Here is a 17099-nt window from a genome sequence, read left to right as displayed (position 1 = left end):
GTAGCGGAATAAACCTCCCACGAATAAAGGCTGCGAGTTTCAAATATGACTATTAGAAACATTCGCAACCCTCAAAAAACAATACTTCTATCAAGTAATGGGATTAGTCTTCGATAACAATACCCATGCTACGTGCAGTACCTTCAACCATTAACATAGCTGCTTCAACTGTTGCAGCGTTAAGGTCTGGCATTTTAGTTTCAGCTATTTCGCGAACTTTATCGCGTTTCACTGTAGCTACTTTTTTACGGTTAGGTTCACCTGATCCTGATTGGATACCAGCTGCTACTTTAAGTAGAACTGCTGCCGGCGGAGTTTTTGTAACGAAAGTGAATGAACGATCTTCGAATACAGAAATCTCTACTGGAATGATTAAACCTGCTTGGTCCGCAGTACGAGCGTTGAATTCTTTACAGAATCCCATGATGTTAACACCTGCTTGACCTAATGCAGGACCTACCGGTGGCGCTGGGTTTGCTTTACCAGCTGGAATCTGAAGTTTTACAACTTTAATAACTTTTTTAGCCACGAGACACACCTCCTTAAGTCCGTGATGTGGTAATTGGGTTGCCCCTCCCACTCAATATCTGTCTGTCGGCTTATTCCGATAACATTAAAAATAAAAATGCCAGTCTATAATAAAATGACAGTCTGACCTTTGAAATGATATCACTTTTAACATTCTAAGGCAAGCATAATTGTCAATTATACTTTTAACACTTGGTCGTAGTCTAATTCCATTTTAGTTTCGCGGCCGAACATATCAATAGTTACTTTAACTTTTCCTTTATCAGCAACAATCTCTTCGACCTTACCTTGGAAATGAGCAAACGGCCCTTCTAGCACTTCAACTAAATCGCCAATAGCGAAATCAATTTCAAGTGATTTTTCTTGCATACCCATTTGTTTAAGGATGAATTCAACTTCTTCAGGTAATAATGGTGTAGGTTTTACCCCACCGCCCGATGAACCGATAAATCCAGTAACACCTGGTGTATTACGCACTACATACCATGCATCATCTGTCATAATTAATTCCACTAGTACATAACCAGGGAATGTTTTACGCATATATTCTTTTTTGCGGCCATCTTTAACTTCCGTCTCTTGTTGTTCAGGAATGATGACGCGGAAAATTTTATCTTGCATACCCATTGTTTCAACACGTTTTTCTAGGTTTGCTTTAACTTTATTTTCATAACCAGAGTAAGTATGAACTACATACCAATTTTTTTCCATAATAGATAGGACTACTCGTCCTTCCCTCCTTCGCTAAAGGCAAATGAAAAAACCCGTTACAGATCATTCACGGGCCATTTCAAAAATATTAACATTAATTCAATTATAAATCCAAATACATGCGGAATAATTTAGAAATCCCTAAGTCTACTAACATGAAAAATGCAGCCATGAAAAGTAAAGTTGAAATAACAACTATTGTGTATTTCGTAAGTTCTTTACGCTTAGGCCAGCTTGTTTTTTGCATTTCCGACATAACACCGCGGAAAAAGTTACTAATCTTACCCATCTAACTAACCCCCGAATAAAATCATATATACAAAGCGAATCGTATTATCTAGTTTGTTTATGTAATGTATGTTCATTACAGTGAGAACAATATTTTTTCAGTTCCATCCTTGCAGTTGTACTGTCTTTAGATGCAGGAAGTGAATAGTTTCTTGAACCACACTTTTCACAGCTAAGCACGACTTTTTTTGCCATTTTATCACCTTTTCGGCATTTGTCCTTTTAAAGACTAACACCTATCACAAATACTGTCAACTTGCCTACAGCTAGCATTCTTGCAATCATTCAATATCTAAATGACGTTCTAATTTCCGTTTTACGCGTTGTAAAGCATTGTCAATCGACTTTACATGCCTGTTCAATTCAGCGGAAATTTCGTGATAAGATTGTCCATCTAAATAGAGTGCCAATACCTGACGTTCGAGATCACTTAATATTTCGCCAATTTTTTCTTCCATGTAGCTAAATTCCTCACGATGAATGATAAGCTCTTCTGGATCGTCAACAACTGAACCCGTTAACACGTCCATTAACGTGCGCTGGGATTCTTCATCAAAAATTGGTTTGTCCAATGAGATGTATGAATTAAGTGGAATATGCTTTTGTCTAGTTGCAGTTTTTATTGCAGTGATGATTTGACGTGTAATACAAAGTTCCGCAAAAGCTTTGAAAGAAGACAACTTATCTCCTTTAAAATCGCGAATAGCCTTATAAAGTCCAATCATACCTTCTTGCACAATATCCTCTTTATCAGCACCAATGAGAAAATACGACTTCACTTTCATACGAACGAATGATTTATACTTCGTAATGAGGAAGTCTAACGCTTCACTATCACCACTATGGACCATTCCCACTAGCTCTTCGTCGGTATATTGCTCATATTGTTGTTGCTGCTTCAAGTGTAAATGATCGCTAATAATCAATAGTATCACTCCAATTGCGCTAGCATTGTTAAAAACAGTATAACGGAATTGGAAAATATGAGTCAATCATTCATTTTATTTCCTCTTCGCCATAACTCAAACTTTGCAGCAATATCATCTCTTAATTGTATCTTAGAACTGGGCTTTTGCACTTGAATATCCCTTACAGTTTGCGTGATTTTAGATTGTGTAGATTGCATTTCAATTTCTAATTCTCTAGCAGATTTTCTTAATGCTCCATGTCCGAAAACGACATTTTGCTCTGTCATATCAGATGTCGCTACATAAATACGAACTCTTTTACTAATTAAAGAAGCAGTAAGCTTTTCAATTCTTTCATCCGCAGTCTCTCTAGCTCTTGTATAAATAACTTCTACGTCATGCTGCACATTTTTCGTTTCAATTCCTGGCACGAGATACGCGTCAAAGATAACAATGACGCGCCAGCCAGAATATGCTTTATACTCTGCCATCATTTCTACCAGTCGGTCTCTCGCATCTATTAGCCTTTGCTCTTTTAATCTTCTGAGTTCTTCCCAAGCACCAATAATGTTATAACCATCAACCAACAGTATATTCATGGCATTCACCTTAAACTTCTTGGCGTTTACGCAATACTTCGTACATCAATAATGCAGCAGCTACAGATGCATTTAGTGATGTAACATGACCAAACATTGGTAAATTATATAGGAAATCACATTTTTCTGTTAACAAACGACTCATACCTTTTCCTTCACTGCCGATAATGACCGCTAGTGGCAAAGTTGCATCCATTTTACGATAGTCTGCTGAGCCTTTTGCGTCTGTTCCCGCGATCCAAACACCGCGTTTTTTTAACTCATCCACCGTTTGTGAAAGATTATTCACACGAACAGTTGGAATATGTTCAATCGCGCCTGTAGACGCTTTTGCTACAACAGCCGTTAAGCCAACTGCACGGCGTCTTGGAATGATGATACCGTGGGCACCGACAGCATCTGCAGTTCTCATAATCGAGCCTAAATTATGTGGATCTTCTAATTCATCGAGAATAAGGAAAAATGGATCTTCTCCACGACTTTCCGCCAATTTAAACAAGTCATCTAATTCAGCATATTTATAAGCCGCAACAGACGCCACAATCCCTTGGTGATTAGCATCTGTTAACTGATCTAATTTCTTCTTCGGAACGAATTGTACGATAATTCCCTGTTCTTTCGCTAATGCAAGAAGCTCCGTCAAGCTACCATGCTGAACACCTTCTGCAATCCAGATTTTATTCATTTCTCTCGCTGCACGAAGTGCCTCTAATACCGGGTTTTTCCCGGCAATCATCTCATTTGACTGTTCTTCCGTCATCTTTTGACACTCCTTTTGATTCTTCAATAATATTAATTGTATATTGGATTATTTCATTTACACGATCCATTTGACCTGTTAAATATAAGCTGCCAATTACAGCTTCATACGCCGAGCTATAGCGGTATGTTTGAACATCAGTATTCTTTGGTACCGATCCTGATTTTGCGTTGCGACCGCGTTTTAAGACCGCCATTTCTTCTTCAGAAAAAAACTCTTCATCCATCATACGGTGAATAACACTTGACTGAGCCTTTGCAGAAACATAATGCGTTGCCTCTTTATGAAGAATATTCGGTTTGACGCGTCCAGAGCGTAATAGATGCTCACGTACCGCTATTTCCAGTACAGCATCTCCCATATACGCCAACGCCAATGCATTTAACTGTTTGACATCTTGGTTACGAAGCTCTCCCACTGCCATTAACCTCGTTTCCATCTAATGCCTTGGCGTGTATCCTCTAAAATAATATTCATCTCTTTTAGTTGATCACGAATTTCGTCAGCACGTTTAAAATCACGATCCTTACGCGCTTGAATACGTTCTTCAATAAGCGCATCGATCTCTTCATCCAGCAATTCTTCTGCTACATCTAATTCTATTCCAAGTACATTAGCTAACGTACTTAAAGTATCGGCAAATTTCGTTAATACTTCTTCATTCGTATTTTGTTCAAGTAAATATTTATTGGCAGTTGCTGATAACTCAAATAGCGCCGCAATTGCATTTGCAGTGTTAAAATCATCGTCCATAGCAAGTTCAAACTGTTCTTTTACTTCAGCAATATTTGCTAACCACTCGTCTTTTTCTTCTCCCAAATTAGCTGTTGCAGTTAGTCGATGTTGCAAGTTGTTGAAAGAAGTACGGATACGTTCTAATCCTGCAGCTGCAGCTTCTACTAAGTCTTGCGCAAAGTTAATTGGGTTACGATAGTGTACTGATAGTATAAAGAATCTTAAAACTTGAGGGTCAATTTGCTTGCGAATATCATTTACAAGAATGAAGTTACCAAGTGACTTAGACATTTTTTCGTTGTCGATATTAATATAGCCATTATGCATCCAGTAACGTGCAAATTGCTTACCTGTATATGCCTCAGATTGAGCTATTTCATTTTCATGGTGTGGGAATGTTAAATCTTGCCCACCTGCGTGGATATCAATAGTATCACCAAAATGCTCATGTACCATTACAGAACACTCAATATGCCAACCCGGTCTACCTTGACCCCACGGACTTTCCCAGAAGATTTCACCTGGTTTAGCCGCTTTCCAAAGAGCAAAGTCCAAAGCATCCTCTTTTTTGTCACCAGTTTCGATGCGGGCGCCAACTTTCAAATCATCTACAGATTGATGAGAAAGTTTTCCATATCCTTCAAATTTACGCGGACGATAATAAACATCCCCTTGAGATTCGTAGGCATAACCTTTTTCAATTAGTACAGCGATAAATTCAATAATTTGATCCATATGCTCCGTAACTCGTGGATGTGAATCTGCTTTTTGGCAACCTAATGCTGTAATATCCTCAAAATAAGCTTGAATAAAGCGATTTGTTAAATCTGATACATCTTCACCAAGTTCATTTGCCGCTTTAATAATTTTATCGTCTACATCCGTGAAATTTGATACATACGTAACCTCAAAGCCTTTATAAGTTAAGTAACGACGCACTGTATCATATACAATTACAGGACGCGAATTCCCGATATGAATGTAGTTATAAACCGTAGGACCACATACATACATTTTCACTTTTCCTTCTTCAAGTGGTACGAAATCCTCTTTTTGTCGAGTTAATGAGTTAAAAATTTGAACACCCATTGTAATTTACAGCTCCTTTTCACTTAGTACAATCTGTTGTTGAAGTTCTTCTATTTTCCGTTCTAACGTAGAACAACGATCCTCTACTGGATCTGGAATATTTTGATGATCTAGTTTTTGTTTATTCTCTACTTTGATACCGTCTTGAATGACGATTTTCCCTGGAATGCCAACAACTGTAGCATTGGGAGGCACAGCTTTTAACACAACAGAACCTGCACCAATTTTGCTATTTGCACCAACCGTTATAGAACCAAGCACCTTAGCACCTGTTGCAACAAGTACATTATCTTCTAGTGTTGGGTGACGTTTCCCCTTCTCTTTTCCTGTACCACCAAGTGTAACCCCTTGATATAAGGTAACGTCATTGCCAATCTCACATGTCTCCCCAATAACAACGCCCATTCCATGGTCAATAAAGAAACGGCGACCAATTTTGGCACCTGGATGAATTTCAATCCCCGTGAAGAATCTACTTACCTGAGAGATAAAACGTGCCATAAAGTAAAATTTCCTCTTGTAAAAAGCATGTGCAATACGGTGTCCCCAAACCGCATGCAAACCAGAATAAGTTAGCACAACTTCCAAGGTGCTTCGTGCAGCAGGATCATTTTCAAAAATCGTCGCAACATCTTCCCTTATAGTTTTGAACATATATTCAAAGCTCCCCTCTTTTTTCAAAATAAAAACGCCTCTGCCCTATAGGACAGAGACGCTGGATATGCGCGGTTCCACTCTGGTTGGAAGCATTAAAAAAACACTTCCCGCTTAAAGTCTATAACGGTGACTTACCGACTAAGCCTACTTAACGTTCAACTCAGTGCTCAGAGGTGCATTTCTGTATTACATTGGCTCAGACCACTTTCAGCCGGTGATGGTCCTCTCTACAGAGCTTGCTCTACATACTTCTCCTCTTCAACGCTTTTTTATCGATAGTAGCTTCATTTTACAATGAAGCTGGAAAAAAGCAAACTAAATTACTTGATAAATTGTTCGACACGTTTAATGACTGTTTCTTTACCTAATAATGCTATCGAGTTTGGAAGTTCTGGACCATGCATTTCACCTGTTGTAGCAACACGGATCGGCATGAATAGGTTTTTACCTTTGTGGCCAGTTTCCTTTTGCACTGCTTTAATAGCTGCTTTAATAGCTGCTGGTTCAAATTCCTCTAAAGCTTCTAATTGCGCTTTGAATGAAGCCATTACTTCTGGAACTTGTTCACCAGCTAATATTTCTTTTTCTTCTTCATTGTATGCAAGTTCATCTGTAAAGAACAATTGAGTTAACTCAACAATTTCAGCACCGAAGCTCATTTGTTCATGATAGAGTCCGATTAAATCAGATGCCCAAGCTTGCTGCTCTTCTGTTAACTCAGTTGGCAATAGACCTGCTTTTTGCAAATGAGGTAATGCCAGTTCTACTACTTTTTCATGAGATAATTTTTTAATATATTGGTTGTTCATCCACGTTAATTTTTGTTTATCAAACATAGATGGAGATTTTGAAAGACGTTTTTCATCAAATAGACGAATGAAGTCTTCTTTGGAGAAGATTTCTTCTTCGCCTTCTGGTGACCAACCTAATAAACCGAAGAAATTGAACATTGCTTCTGGTAAATAACCAAGATCGCGATATTGCGAAACGAATTGGATAATAGACTCATCTCGTTTTGATAATTTTTTGTGATTTTCATTAACAATTAAAGTCATATGACCATAGCTTGGAGCTTCCCAACCAAATGCATTAAAAATCATTAATTGTTTTGGTGTATTTGATAAATGCTCTTCACCGCGGAATACATGAGTCATTTCCATAAAGTGGTCATCCAATACAACTGCATAGTTATATGTTGGAATTCCATTCGCTTTGACTAGTACCCAATCACCAACATCTTTAGATTCGAATGATACCTCACCACGAACTAAATCATCGAATTTGTATGTAACGCCTTCAGGAACGCGCATACGGATTGTGAACGCTTCACCAGCAGCTTCTTTTGCTGCAACTTCTTCAGCAGATAAATGACGGCATTTCCCATTGTACATTGGAGCCGCTACACCATTTGACTTTTGTACTTCGCGATCAGCTTCTAATTCTTCTGAAGTACAGAAGCATTTATAAGCCATACCTTTTTCGATTAATTGATACGCATGGTCACGATAGATATCTAAACGCTCCATTTGACGATACGGTGCATAAGGTCCACCGATATCAACTGATTCGTCATACTCCAAACCTAACCATTTTAAGTTATCTAATTGAGAAGCTTCGCCACCCTCGATATTACGCTCAATATCTGTATCTTCAATACGAACGATGAAATCTCCATCATGGTGTCTTGCGTATAAGTAGTTAAATAAAGCTGTACGTGCGCCACCAATGTGTAAATGTCCCGTTGGACTTGGTGCATAACGAACACGAACTTTTTTAGTCATGATATAATCCTCCTAGTTTTCCTGCAAAAATTCACTTTGTTCATTTTACCACTGCAAGTTTAAAATTTAAAGGAAGTCATTTTTTTATTAGTAAAATGGTCGCCATTGAAGCAATTCCTTCTTCGCGACCTGTAAATCCTAATTTTTCAGTTGTTGTTGCTTTGACATTTACTTGATCAGGTTCTGCATTTAAGAGTTCCGCAATTCGATTACGCATAGGTTCGATATACGGTGCCATTTTAGGTCGTTGTGCCATAATTGTGCAATCTACATTACCTAATACATATCCTTTGTCTTCAACGATTTTCCAAATATATTCTAATAACTTTGCTGAGTCAGCATCTTTAAATTCAGGATCTGTGTCTGGGAAATGACGACCGATATCCCCTTCACCGATTGCGCCCAAAGCAGCGTCCGTTATTGTGTGTAATAAAACATCAGCATCCGAATGACCTACTAAACCTCTTTCATGAGGAATTGTAATACCTCCGATAATTAATGGTCGACCCTCTTCAAATGCATGTACATCAAACCCTTGTCCTACTCGAAACATAGTTATCCTCCTATACGTTGGCTTAAAATCGCCTCTCCAAATACTAAATCTTCTTTTGTTGTTATTTTAACGTTGTCGTAGCTACTTTCAACGATATGTACGACCAGGCCTAAACGTTCAACTAACATAGCCTCATCGGTTCCTAAAAATCGATCCTTCTCCGCAGCATGTTCTGCTTCTTGCAAAATTGTAAACTGAAATGCTTGAGGTGTTTGAATCATCCATAAGTTAGAACGATCTACCGTCTCAACTATGACACCATTTTCAACTTTTTTCATCGTGTCCTTTGTACGCACACCAGCAATTACCGCGCCCTTCTCTTCTGCAGCCTCTACTAGTTTGTGAATAACCGGAATTGTGATAAACGGTCTAGCAGCATCATGAACAAGTACAATTTCACCATCTTCTACTTTTTTAACACAAGAATACACGCTATCTTGGCGTTCTGCTCCACCATCCGGTAAAGCTTTAACTTTTTTAATATTATATTTCACAAGGAGCGATTGGATATATTCTCGTTCTTCAGGCTTTACCGCCAACCAAATCCCCTTACATGCAGAGTCTTGTTCAAAGACCTCAAGTGTGTGGATTAATATTGGCTTCTCTCGTAGTTCTAAGAACAATTTGTTATGTCCCGCACCCATACGCTTACCGCTACCAGCTGCTGGTAAAATAACATCATATTGTTTCAAAATTTTCACGTCCTACTCATGGAAAAGGACAAGGCAAATTGCCCTGTCTCTTTTTGTTTTCTATTATGCTGCTTTACCGCCACTTTTTGGTTTTGCAAAAATCATACGACCGGCAGAAGTTTGTAAAACACTTGTCACAACGACTATAATTGCTTGCCCAATATAGGATTTTCCTTCCTCCACAACAATCATTGTACCATCATCTAAATAAGCAACTCCTTGATTGTGTTCCTTACCATCCTTGATAACAACCACATGCATCTCTTCACCTGGAATAACGACAGGCTTCACAGCATTGGCTAAGTCATTAATATTTAGAACCGCAACATTATGGAGATCACACACTTTATTTAAATTAAAGTCGTTGGTTAAAATTTGCCCACTCATTTTTTTAGCTAAACGAACTAATTTTAAATCCACTTCTTGAATATCGTCAAAATCCACTTCTGTAATTAAAATATCCGTTGCTCTTTCATCCTGTAAAGTTCTCAAAATATCAAGACCTCGACGCCCCCGAGTACGTTTCAACGTATCTGACGAATCTGCAATATGTTGTAATTCTGTTAATACAAACTGTGGAACAACTAATGTACCTTCTATAAAACCAGTTCCCGAAATATCAGCAATACGCCCATCAATAATAACACTAGTATCTAGTAGTTTATAAGCAGTTGCTGGTGTTTCTGAAGCCACTTCATCTGAACTTTTCTTTTTAGCTAAATTACTTGCTCTTGCTGCCGAAAATACGTGAAGCAATTCATCCCGTTTTTTAAAACCTACTTGAAATCCTAAATACCCAAGTACAATAGATAATATTGGTAAAACCGGCTTAATGAGCGGCAGTTGTATACTATCAATCGAAAACCCAATAAAATACGCCACAATTAATCCTACTATCAAACCTAATGTGCCAAATAACAAATCACCAACTGGAGCTTTCAATAACTTGTCTTCCATCCAACGAATAAAACGGACACATGAATCGGAAAATAAAAATGAAAATCCAAACAAAATGAATGCGCCAATTGCAACTGACACATATGGATTATTTAGCCATGGGTTTGAGGATAAATGAATGAATTCGTATAATGGCGGTAAAAATAATAAACCCAACGTACCTCCGATAAATAAGAAAGCAACTTGAATAACTATTTTCAACAAAATGAACACCTCCTTTATAGTTTTAATTATACATAGTTTGCCTTTTATTTGCTCGGCAAACCCCTTAGGCAATTCAAATCAATTATATTGCATGTTTTTTCTACTTTCCACTTCCAATTATCTAGGAAAAACAGCTTTTTACGCAAAAAGATAATTTATAAATTAAACAGAATATGCTCTTTACAACAGAAATCCCTCTTGTTAATGACCATCCTTTAGTCAAATGTGACATCGCCATGTCACATTTATTGAAATCGGTTACAATCTTCATATTCGAGAAAATTCACAACGCAAAATAGGAGGATTGTTATGAATCAAACCAAAGATATTAAAATAACAACTGCCGATCCATCAGGCATCGGGCTTTTTGGACTAGCCATCGTTACACTTGTAGCCTCATCTCAAAAATTAGGATGGACTGAAGGTGTAGGTCTAGTCATTCCCTGGGCAATATTTTTAGGCGGTATCGCACAATTTTATGCCTCTATACTAGATTCTAAACATAATAATACATTCGGTACTACTGCCTTCGGAGCTTATGGACTTTTTTGGATGGCAGTCGCTACATCTTGGTTTGTTCAATCCGGAACCTTTGGGTTAACGTTACAAGAAAGTGCTGATGTACATCAATTAGGATTCGTATACATAGGGTACCTTGTCTTTACAATATTTATGACCATTGGTGCATTAGAAACAAATAAAGTACTATTCTTCATCTTCTTCTTAATCAATTTTTTATTCGTTGGCTTATCACTAAGTTCACTTGGTATCATGGAACACGGCATGCACCTTCTAGCGGCTTATTCTGAGTTTGGCATTGCCATCCTATCTTTATACGGTGCTGGCGCAAATGTTTTGAACAAACATTTTGGTTTCGAATTTTTACCTTTAGGTAAACCCTTCGGAATTATTACTAAACCAATGGAAAAAGAAAAAACCGCTCACTTACAAACAAATAACCAATCATTTTAGAAAAAGCGACAACCTTTTGGTTGTCGCTTTCATTCACTACATCATAAATCACGGAAGCAAAGTTTCAGCGCCTCGTTTACCGTCTCTACCCCAACGACTTCAATACCAGCTGGATAATCCCAACCTCCTATGTTAGAGGCCGGAACAATGGCACGTTTAAAGCCTAGCTTTGCAGCCTCTTGAACACGCTGCTCCACACGCGATACACGACGCACTTCACCTGTTAAACCTACTTCACCTATAATACAGTCTCCTGCATTCACAGCACGGTCCTGATAGCTTGAAACAATACTTGTTAAGACTGCTAAATCGATTGCTGGTTCATCTAATTTTACTCCACCTGCAACTTTAATATATGCATCTTGAGCTTGTAGCAGCATACCCATACGCTTTTCAAGTACTGCCATCAACAACGACACACGATTCTGATCAATGCCTGTAGCCATACGTTTCGGATAGTTAAAGCTCGAAGGCGTCACTAAAGCTTGGATCTCAACTAATATTGGGCGTGTCCCTTCCATTGAGGCAACGACGCTAGAACCCGCTGCCCCTTGCGAACGTTCTTGCAAGAACAATTCAGAAGGATTTAATACTTCTTTTAAACCACCCTGTAACATTTCAAAGATGGCAATTTCATTCGTTGACCCAAAGCGGTTTTTTTGACTACGTAATATTCTATACGTATGATGACGCTCTCCTTCAAAATAAAGAACCGTATCTACCATATGTTCTAAAATACGTGGACCTGCTATTTGCCCTTCTTTTGTTACATGCCCAACAAGGAAAATGGCAATATTTTTTGTCTTAGCAATACGCATTAATTCAGCAGTACATTCACGCACTTGTGATACACTACCTGGTGCAGAAGTTACTTCTGGATGATGCACGGTTTGAATGGAGTCAACAATGACAAACTTCGGTTGAACTTCTTCTATTGTTTGATTTAAAAACTCCAAATTCGTTTCGGAGTAAATATATAACTCTGCTGACTTCACACCTAGTCGCTCTGCACGTAACTTTGTTTGGCGGATGGATTCCTCACCAGAAATATAGAGTACCCTATGACCTTTATTAGAGAGCAACGCTGAAACTTGTAAAAGAAGTGTGGATTTACCGATACCAGGATCGCCACCAATTAACACTAAAGAGCCTGGCACTACGCCTCCACCCAATACACGATTCAATTCATCTAGTTCTGTTTCAACTCTAGGTGCATCTTCTGTCTCAATCGAAATAATTGGCATAGCCTTTTGAGAAGTAGTTGATGAGTGCTGGAACGCTCCTCTAGGTCCTTTAGAAATGACTTCTACTTCTTCCACCATCTTATTCCATTCACCGCACCCAGGACATCTTCCCATCCATTTAGGTGATTCATAACCACAAGAATTACATAAAAATTTCGTTTTCTTTTTAACCATATTTCCTCCCACTAATCCTTCTATTGTTCTCTCTATTATAAAACAAGGCACTCCAAACATGTTGTTCGGAATGCCCTGCTTTCTCAGACCTTTGATGAATTAAGTAGCGAACTACAAAATTTCATCATTAGAATGAATTATTTTGTTACAAACTCTTTAATATTTACAACGAACTCATCGTTTTCAACATCGAAAATGACACGCTGACCTGTTAACACTGTACCTTTTAAAATCTCTTCAGATAAACGGTCTTCCACATGTTTTTGTATTGCTCGACGTAAAGGACGAGCACCATACTGTGGATCATAACCTTCTTTAGCGATTTTATCTAAAGCTGCGTCAGTTAACTCTAGTTCGATATGTTGTTCTTGCAAACGTTTTGTCAATTGTTTTGCCATTAGCGCAACGATTTTCGTTAATTCTTCTTTTTGCAGCGCATGGAAGACAATCATTTCATCAATACGGTTTAAGAACTCAGGGCGGAATGCTTTTTTCAATTCTGACATTGTCACACTCTTATTATCTTTGTGTACGTCTTTTGCGTTAGCTGAGCTAAAACCGAGTGATTTTCTATATTGAAGTTCTGAAGCACCTACATTTGATGTCATGATAACAACTGTATTTCTAAAGTCTACTACGCGTCCTTTAGAATCTGTTAAACGACCATCTTCCAATACTTGCAATAGAATATTGAAGACATCCGGATGTGCTTTCTCAATTTCATCAAGTAAAATAACTGAATATGGTTTACGACGGACTTTTTCTGTCAACTGACCGCCTTCTTCAAACCCTACATACCCTGGAGGTGAGCCGACAAGTCTTGAAGTCGAATGTTTTTCCATGTACTCAGACATATCAACTCGGATCATAGAATCTTCATCACCAAACATTACTTCTGCTAACGCACGAGCAAGTTCAGTTTTACCAACACCAGTTGGTCCAAGGAAAATAAATGAACCGATTGGACGCTTCGGATCTTTTAACCCTGCACGTGCACGACGGATTGCTCTCGAGATTGCTTCAACTGCCTCAGTTTGACCAACAAGACGTTTATGCAACTCTTCTTCAAGGTTAAGTAATTTAGCTGATTCCTCTTGTGCTAACTTCGATACTGGTATCCCCGTCCATACAGAAACAACTTCAGCCACGTCATTAACAGTTACTTTAGATTCTTCTTTACCTTGTTTTTCTTTCCACGTTTTCTTTGTAGATTCTAATTCTTCTTTTAATTTTTGTTCAGTATCGCGAAGCGAAGCCGCTTTTTCAAATTCTTGACTTTGAACAGAAGCGTTTTTCTCTGATCGAATCGCTTCTAATCTTTGCTCAAGCTCTTTTAAGTTTGGAGGAGTTGTATAAGAACGCAACCTTACTTTAGATCCCGCTTCATCAATTAAATCAATAGCCTTATCTGGTAAGAAACGATCCGAAATATAACGGTCTGACATTTTCGCAGCTGCATCAATAGCTTCATCCGTAATTTTCACACGGTGATGTGCTTCATAGCGGTCACGTAAACCTTTAATAATAAGGATTGCTTCCTCAACAGTTGGTTCATCGACTTGAATTGGTTGGAAACGACGCTCTAATGCAGCGTCCTTTTCGATGTATTTACGATATTCATCCAATGTTGTAGCACCGATACATTGTAATTCTCCACGTGCTAGCGACGGCTTCAAGATGTTCGATGCATCAATAGCACCCTCTGCTCCACCTGCGCCAATTAATGTGTGTAATTCATCAATAAAGAGAATAACATTGCCTGCTTGGCGAATTTCATCCATCACCTTTTTCAAGCGATCCTCGAATTCACCACGGTATTTTGTACCCGCCACGACTGTTCCCATATCAAGTGTCATAACACGTTTATCACGTAAAATTTCAGGTACCTCATTGTTGACGATTTGTTGAGCTAAGCCTTCCGCAATTGCCGTTTTACCGACACCTGGTTCCCCGATTAAAACTGGGTTGTTTTTAGTACGACGAGATAGTACCTCAATTACTCGTGTAATTTCCTTACTACGGCCAATTACTGGATCTAAGCTGCCGTCTCTTGCAACTTGAGTCAAATCACGTGCCAAGCTATCTAACGTTGGTGTACTTGCAGCTTGAGTAGCACTATTTGCATTTTGAGCATGATCATGACTACCTAACAACTGCAACACCTGTTGACGCGCTTTATTTAAACTAACTCCTGCATTGTTTAAAACACGAGCTGCTACGCCTTCTCCTTCACGAATAAGGGCTAATAATAAGTGCTCTGTACCGATATACGAGTGACCTAGTTTACGTGATTCATCGACAGATAGTTCGATTACTTTTTTTGCACGAGGTGTGTAATGTACGATTGGACCAACGTCTTTTGTACCTACACCCACTAACTCCTCAATACCTTCTTCTATCATTTCAGAGCTAATATCAATTGCTTCAAGCGCTTTAGCTGCAATGCCGCCACCTTCACGAATTAAGCCAAGCAAAATGTGCTCAGTACCAATTGATTCATGTTTCATACGAATAGCTTCTTCTTGTGCCAGTTGAAGCACTTTTTGTGCGCGTTGAGTAAATCGATTAAACATCATAAGAATCCTCTCCCTCTTCGTCAGAATGACCTTTTTTTAATTCTCTATTGCATTGCAATCGTTCTCGCAACAAACTTGCTCGATACACATCTCGTTCGTTTGGTTGAAGTGTAGTACCTGCATGTTGTTGTAAAAAGCCCGGCTGCATATAAAGCATACATTCGTTCAAAACAGCAATAGGTATATTCTGGATTATACCCAAATATATACCCAATCGAACGTTAGATAAACAATTTGCCGCTTCTTCGCTCGTTAAAATTCTGGCATAAAGTAAAGTTCCCAATGAACGATTGAGACGATCAGCTAAAGCAATTGATGCATGCTCTATTAATGCTGTACGTGCTTCTGTCTCTTTTTGAATAATTTGTTCAGTAACACTTTGTAAATCTAATAAAATATCCTTTTCTGATTTACCAAGTGTAATTTGATTGGAGATTTGATAATAATTTCCAACCGATTCAGTCCCCTCACCATACATTCCTCTCACAACCATACCAAGTCGTGGCATCGTACTTATGAGTGAACCAATTTGGTTTGTCATAGTTAATGCGGGTAGATGCATCATAATAGACGCCCTCAAACCTGTTCCTGTATTTGTAGGGCAACTTGTTAAATAACCAAATGTATCATCAAAAGCATACGGTAAATGATGCTCTAATAGACGATCAATTTGATCGGCACTTTCATAAGCTTTTTCTAATTGTAAGCCTGGCTGTAAACATTGAATACGAATATGATCCTCTTCATTAATCATTACGCTAATCGATTCATCTTTTGACAGTAAAACCGATCCAACTCTCTCTTTATCTGCAAGCTGAGGACTGATTAAATGCTTTTCTACTAATACTTTACGCTGCAATGCAGGCATGTCATGCAAAGAAAAATAAGAGAACTGAAAATGTTGTTCTTCCTCATCGTCTGCATCAATCAATACATTCGAAACAGCCTTATCAATTTGCATTGCCTCTTCATCAGAAAAAGCTCTTGGAAAACGGAAATCTGTTAAGTTACGTGCTAACCTAATGCGAGTACTCATGACGATATCACCGTATTGTCCTTCTTCTTGCATCCAATTTGTCGTTGGATTGTGTAAAAAGTGCTCAATGTTCATCTTGAGACTCACCTCCTACTTGCAACTTTTTTTCAAGAGAGCGGACATTATCCCGCATAGCTGCTGCATCTTCAAACCGCTCTTCCTCTATGGCCACTTTCATGTCCAAACGAATTGCCTCGATTTGTCTTTTTAATTGATATAGCTCGTTGATAGAACCTGGCACTTTTCCAACGTGTTCCACGGCTCCATTATGCAAACGTTTTAAGACCTGAGGTAGCTGCTCTTTAAAAGTTTCATAACAACCAGGGCAATTAAATTTTCCCTCGTTCAAAAATTGATGGTATGTCATGCCGCATTCAGGACAATTCTCCTGTTCCTGCGTTTTCTGCTCATTTACATTTGGTGCTGAAACTGACCAACTCGGTGTACCAAACCAATTTGAAAAAAGTTTATGCATTGAAATTGGATCGGCATTAAAGTCGAGGTTCAAATGGAAAGAATCAAGTTGTTTATTGCACACTTCACAGAAATGCCTTGTCGTTTTTTTGCCATTCTTCATTTGTGTCACCGTGATAGTGGCCGGTCTTTGTTTACAGTTTTCACAAATCATACCCTCG

19 protein-coding genes and 1 other annotated feature are annotated in these 17099 nt (G+C 38.5%); of the genes, 1 reads left to right on the top strand and 18 read right to left on the bottom strand.

Annotated elements, in window-relative coordinates:
- Window positions 1-103: 103 nt before the first annotated feature.
- The 14 genes from rplK to AMD00_RS18520 form a co-directional block, all read right to left on the bottom strand.
- Complete coding sequence (gene rplK / locus AMD00_RS18580) at window positions 104-529, bottom strand: 50S ribosomal protein L11 (protein WP_053418530.1); 426 nt, start codon at window positions 527-529, stop codon at window positions 104-106.
- 176 nt (window positions 530-705) lie between these two features.
- Window positions 706-1239, bottom strand: a complete 534-nt coding sequence (gene nusG, locus AMD00_RS18575) for a transcription termination/antitermination protein NusG (RefSeq protein WP_053418529.1) — start codon at window positions 1237-1239, stop codon at window positions 706-708.
- A 103-nt stretch (window positions 1240-1342) separates the two neighbouring features.
- Complete coding sequence (gene secE, locus AMD00_RS18570; protein WP_038179025.1) at window positions 1343-1528, bottom strand: preprotein translocase subunit SecE; 186 nt, start codon at window positions 1526-1528, stop codon at window positions 1343-1345.
- Window positions 1529-1572: 44 nt separating this feature from the next.
- The gene (gene rpmG / locus AMD00_RS22985; protein WP_083446300.1) at window positions 1573-1722 is read right to left on the bottom strand and encodes a 50S ribosomal protein L33; all 150 of its coding nucleotides are present in this window, start codon (window positions 1720-1722) and stop codon (window positions 1573-1575) included.
- Window positions 1723-1808: 86 nt separating this feature from the next.
- The gene (sigH, locus tag AMD00_RS18565; protein ID WP_193738000.1) at window positions 1809-2453 is read right to left on the bottom strand and encodes an RNA polymerase sporulation sigma factor SigH; all 645 of its coding nucleotides are present in this window, start codon (window positions 2451-2453) and stop codon (window positions 1809-1811) included.
- A 62-nt stretch (window positions 2454-2515) separates the two neighbouring features.
- Entirely contained in the window at window positions 2516-3034 is a 519-nt protein-coding gene (locus AMD00_RS18560) for an NYN domain-containing protein (protein ID WP_053418584.1), read from the bottom strand.
- Window positions 3035-3044: 10 nt separating this feature from the next.
- A complete protein-coding gene (gene rlmB, locus AMD00_RS18555) occupies window positions 3045-3794 on the bottom strand; it encodes a 23S rRNA (guanosine(2251)-2'-O)-methyltransferase RlmB (RefSeq protein WP_053418528.1) in 750 nt (249 codons plus the stop codon).
- Window positions 3772-4233 carry a Mini-ribonuclease 3 gene (locus tag AMD00_RS18550; protein WP_083446299.1) on the bottom strand — a complete coding sequence of 154 codons (462 nt, stop codon included), beginning with the start codon at window positions 4231-4233 and terminating at the stop codon, window positions 3772-3774. The genes rlmB and AMD00_RS18550 overlap by 23 nt, the downstream gene beginning before the upstream one ends.
- Window positions 4218-5618: a cysteine--tRNA ligase gene (cysS, locus tag AMD00_RS18545; protein WP_053418526.1), complete on the bottom strand. Its 1401-nt coding sequence runs from the start codon at window positions 5616-5618 to the stop codon at window positions 4218-4220. Before cysS ends, AMD00_RS18550 begins: the two co-directional genes overlap by 16 nt.
- A gap of 6 nt (window positions 5619-5624) precedes the next feature.
- Window positions 5625-6272 carry a serine O-acetyltransferase gene (gene cysE, locus AMD00_RS18540; RefSeq protein WP_053418525.1) on the bottom strand — a complete coding sequence of 216 codons (648 nt, stop codon included), beginning with the start codon at window positions 6270-6272 and terminating at the stop codon, window positions 5625-5627.
- A gap of 51 nt (window positions 6273-6323) precedes the next feature.
- Window positions 6324-6546: a binding site (T-box leader), on the bottom strand.
- 49 nt (window positions 6547-6595) lie between these two features.
- The gene (gene gltX, locus AMD00_RS18535; RefSeq protein ID WP_053418524.1) at window positions 6596-8056 is read right to left on the bottom strand and encodes a glutamate--tRNA ligase; all 1461 of its coding nucleotides are present in this window, start codon (window positions 8054-8056) and stop codon (window positions 6596-6598) included.
- Between the two features lie 76 nt (window positions 8057-8132).
- On the bottom strand, window positions 8133-8609 hold the full coding sequence (ispF, locus tag AMD00_RS18530; protein ID WP_053418523.1) for a 2-C-methyl-D-erythritol 2,4-cyclodiphosphate synthase: 477 nt from the start codon (window positions 8607-8609) through the stop codon (window positions 8133-8135).
- A gap of 2 nt (window positions 8610-8611) precedes the next feature.
- Window positions 8612-9301, bottom strand: a complete 690-nt coding sequence (gene ispD / locus AMD00_RS18525; protein WP_281173089.1) for a 2-C-methyl-D-erythritol 4-phosphate cytidylyltransferase — start codon at window positions 9299-9301, stop codon at window positions 8612-8614.
- Window positions 9302-9364: 63 nt separating this feature from the next.
- The gene (locus AMD00_RS18520; RefSeq protein WP_053418522.1) at window positions 9365-10462 is read right to left on the bottom strand and encodes a PIN/TRAM domain-containing protein; all 1098 of its coding nucleotides are present in this window, start codon (window positions 10460-10462) and stop codon (window positions 9365-9367) included.
- A 309-nt stretch (window positions 10463-10771) separates the two neighbouring features.
- On the opposite strand from AMD00_RS18520, the gene AMD00_RS18515 reads away from it, so the two are divergent.
- Window positions 10772-11434, top strand: coding sequence for an acetate uptake transporter (locus AMD00_RS18515; RefSeq protein WP_053418521.1), 663 nt, complete (start codon window positions 10772-10774; stop codon window positions 11432-11434).
- A gap of 41 nt (window positions 11435-11475) precedes the next feature.
- On the opposite strand, the gene radA is transcribed toward AMD00_RS18515, so the two are convergent.
- From radA to AMD00_RS18495, 4 genes are all read right to left on the bottom strand, one after another.
- Window positions 11476-12852, bottom strand: a complete 1377-nt coding sequence (gene radA / locus AMD00_RS18510) for a DNA repair protein RadA (protein WP_053418520.1) — start codon at window positions 12850-12852, stop codon at window positions 11476-11478.
- A 137-nt stretch (window positions 12853-12989) separates the two neighbouring features.
- Window positions 12990-15428, bottom strand: coding sequence for an ATP-dependent Clp protease ATP-binding subunit (locus tag AMD00_RS18505; protein ID WP_053418519.1), 2439 nt, complete (start codon window positions 15426-15428; stop codon window positions 12990-12992).
- Complete coding sequence (locus tag AMD00_RS18500) at window positions 15418-16539, bottom strand: protein arginine kinase (protein ID WP_053418518.1); 1122 nt, start codon at window positions 16537-16539, stop codon at window positions 15418-15420. The genes AMD00_RS18505 and AMD00_RS18500 overlap by 11 nt, the downstream gene beginning before the upstream one ends.
- Window positions 16529-17092 carry a nucleotide excision repair protein gene (locus AMD00_RS18495; protein ID WP_053418517.1) on the bottom strand — a complete coding sequence of 188 codons (564 nt, stop codon included), beginning with the start codon at window positions 17090-17092 and terminating at the stop codon, window positions 16529-16531. The genes AMD00_RS18500 and AMD00_RS18495 overlap by 11 nt, the downstream gene beginning before the upstream one ends.
- Window positions 17093-17099 lie beyond the last annotated feature (7 nt).

Source organism: Viridibacillus arvi (genome assembly GCF_001274945.1).
GTDB lineage: Bacteria > Bacillota > Bacilli > Bacillales_A > Planococcaceae > Viridibacillus > Viridibacillus arvi.
Note: the sequence above shows the minus strand (reverse complement) of the source record. Positions and strands in the feature narration are given on the sequence as shown.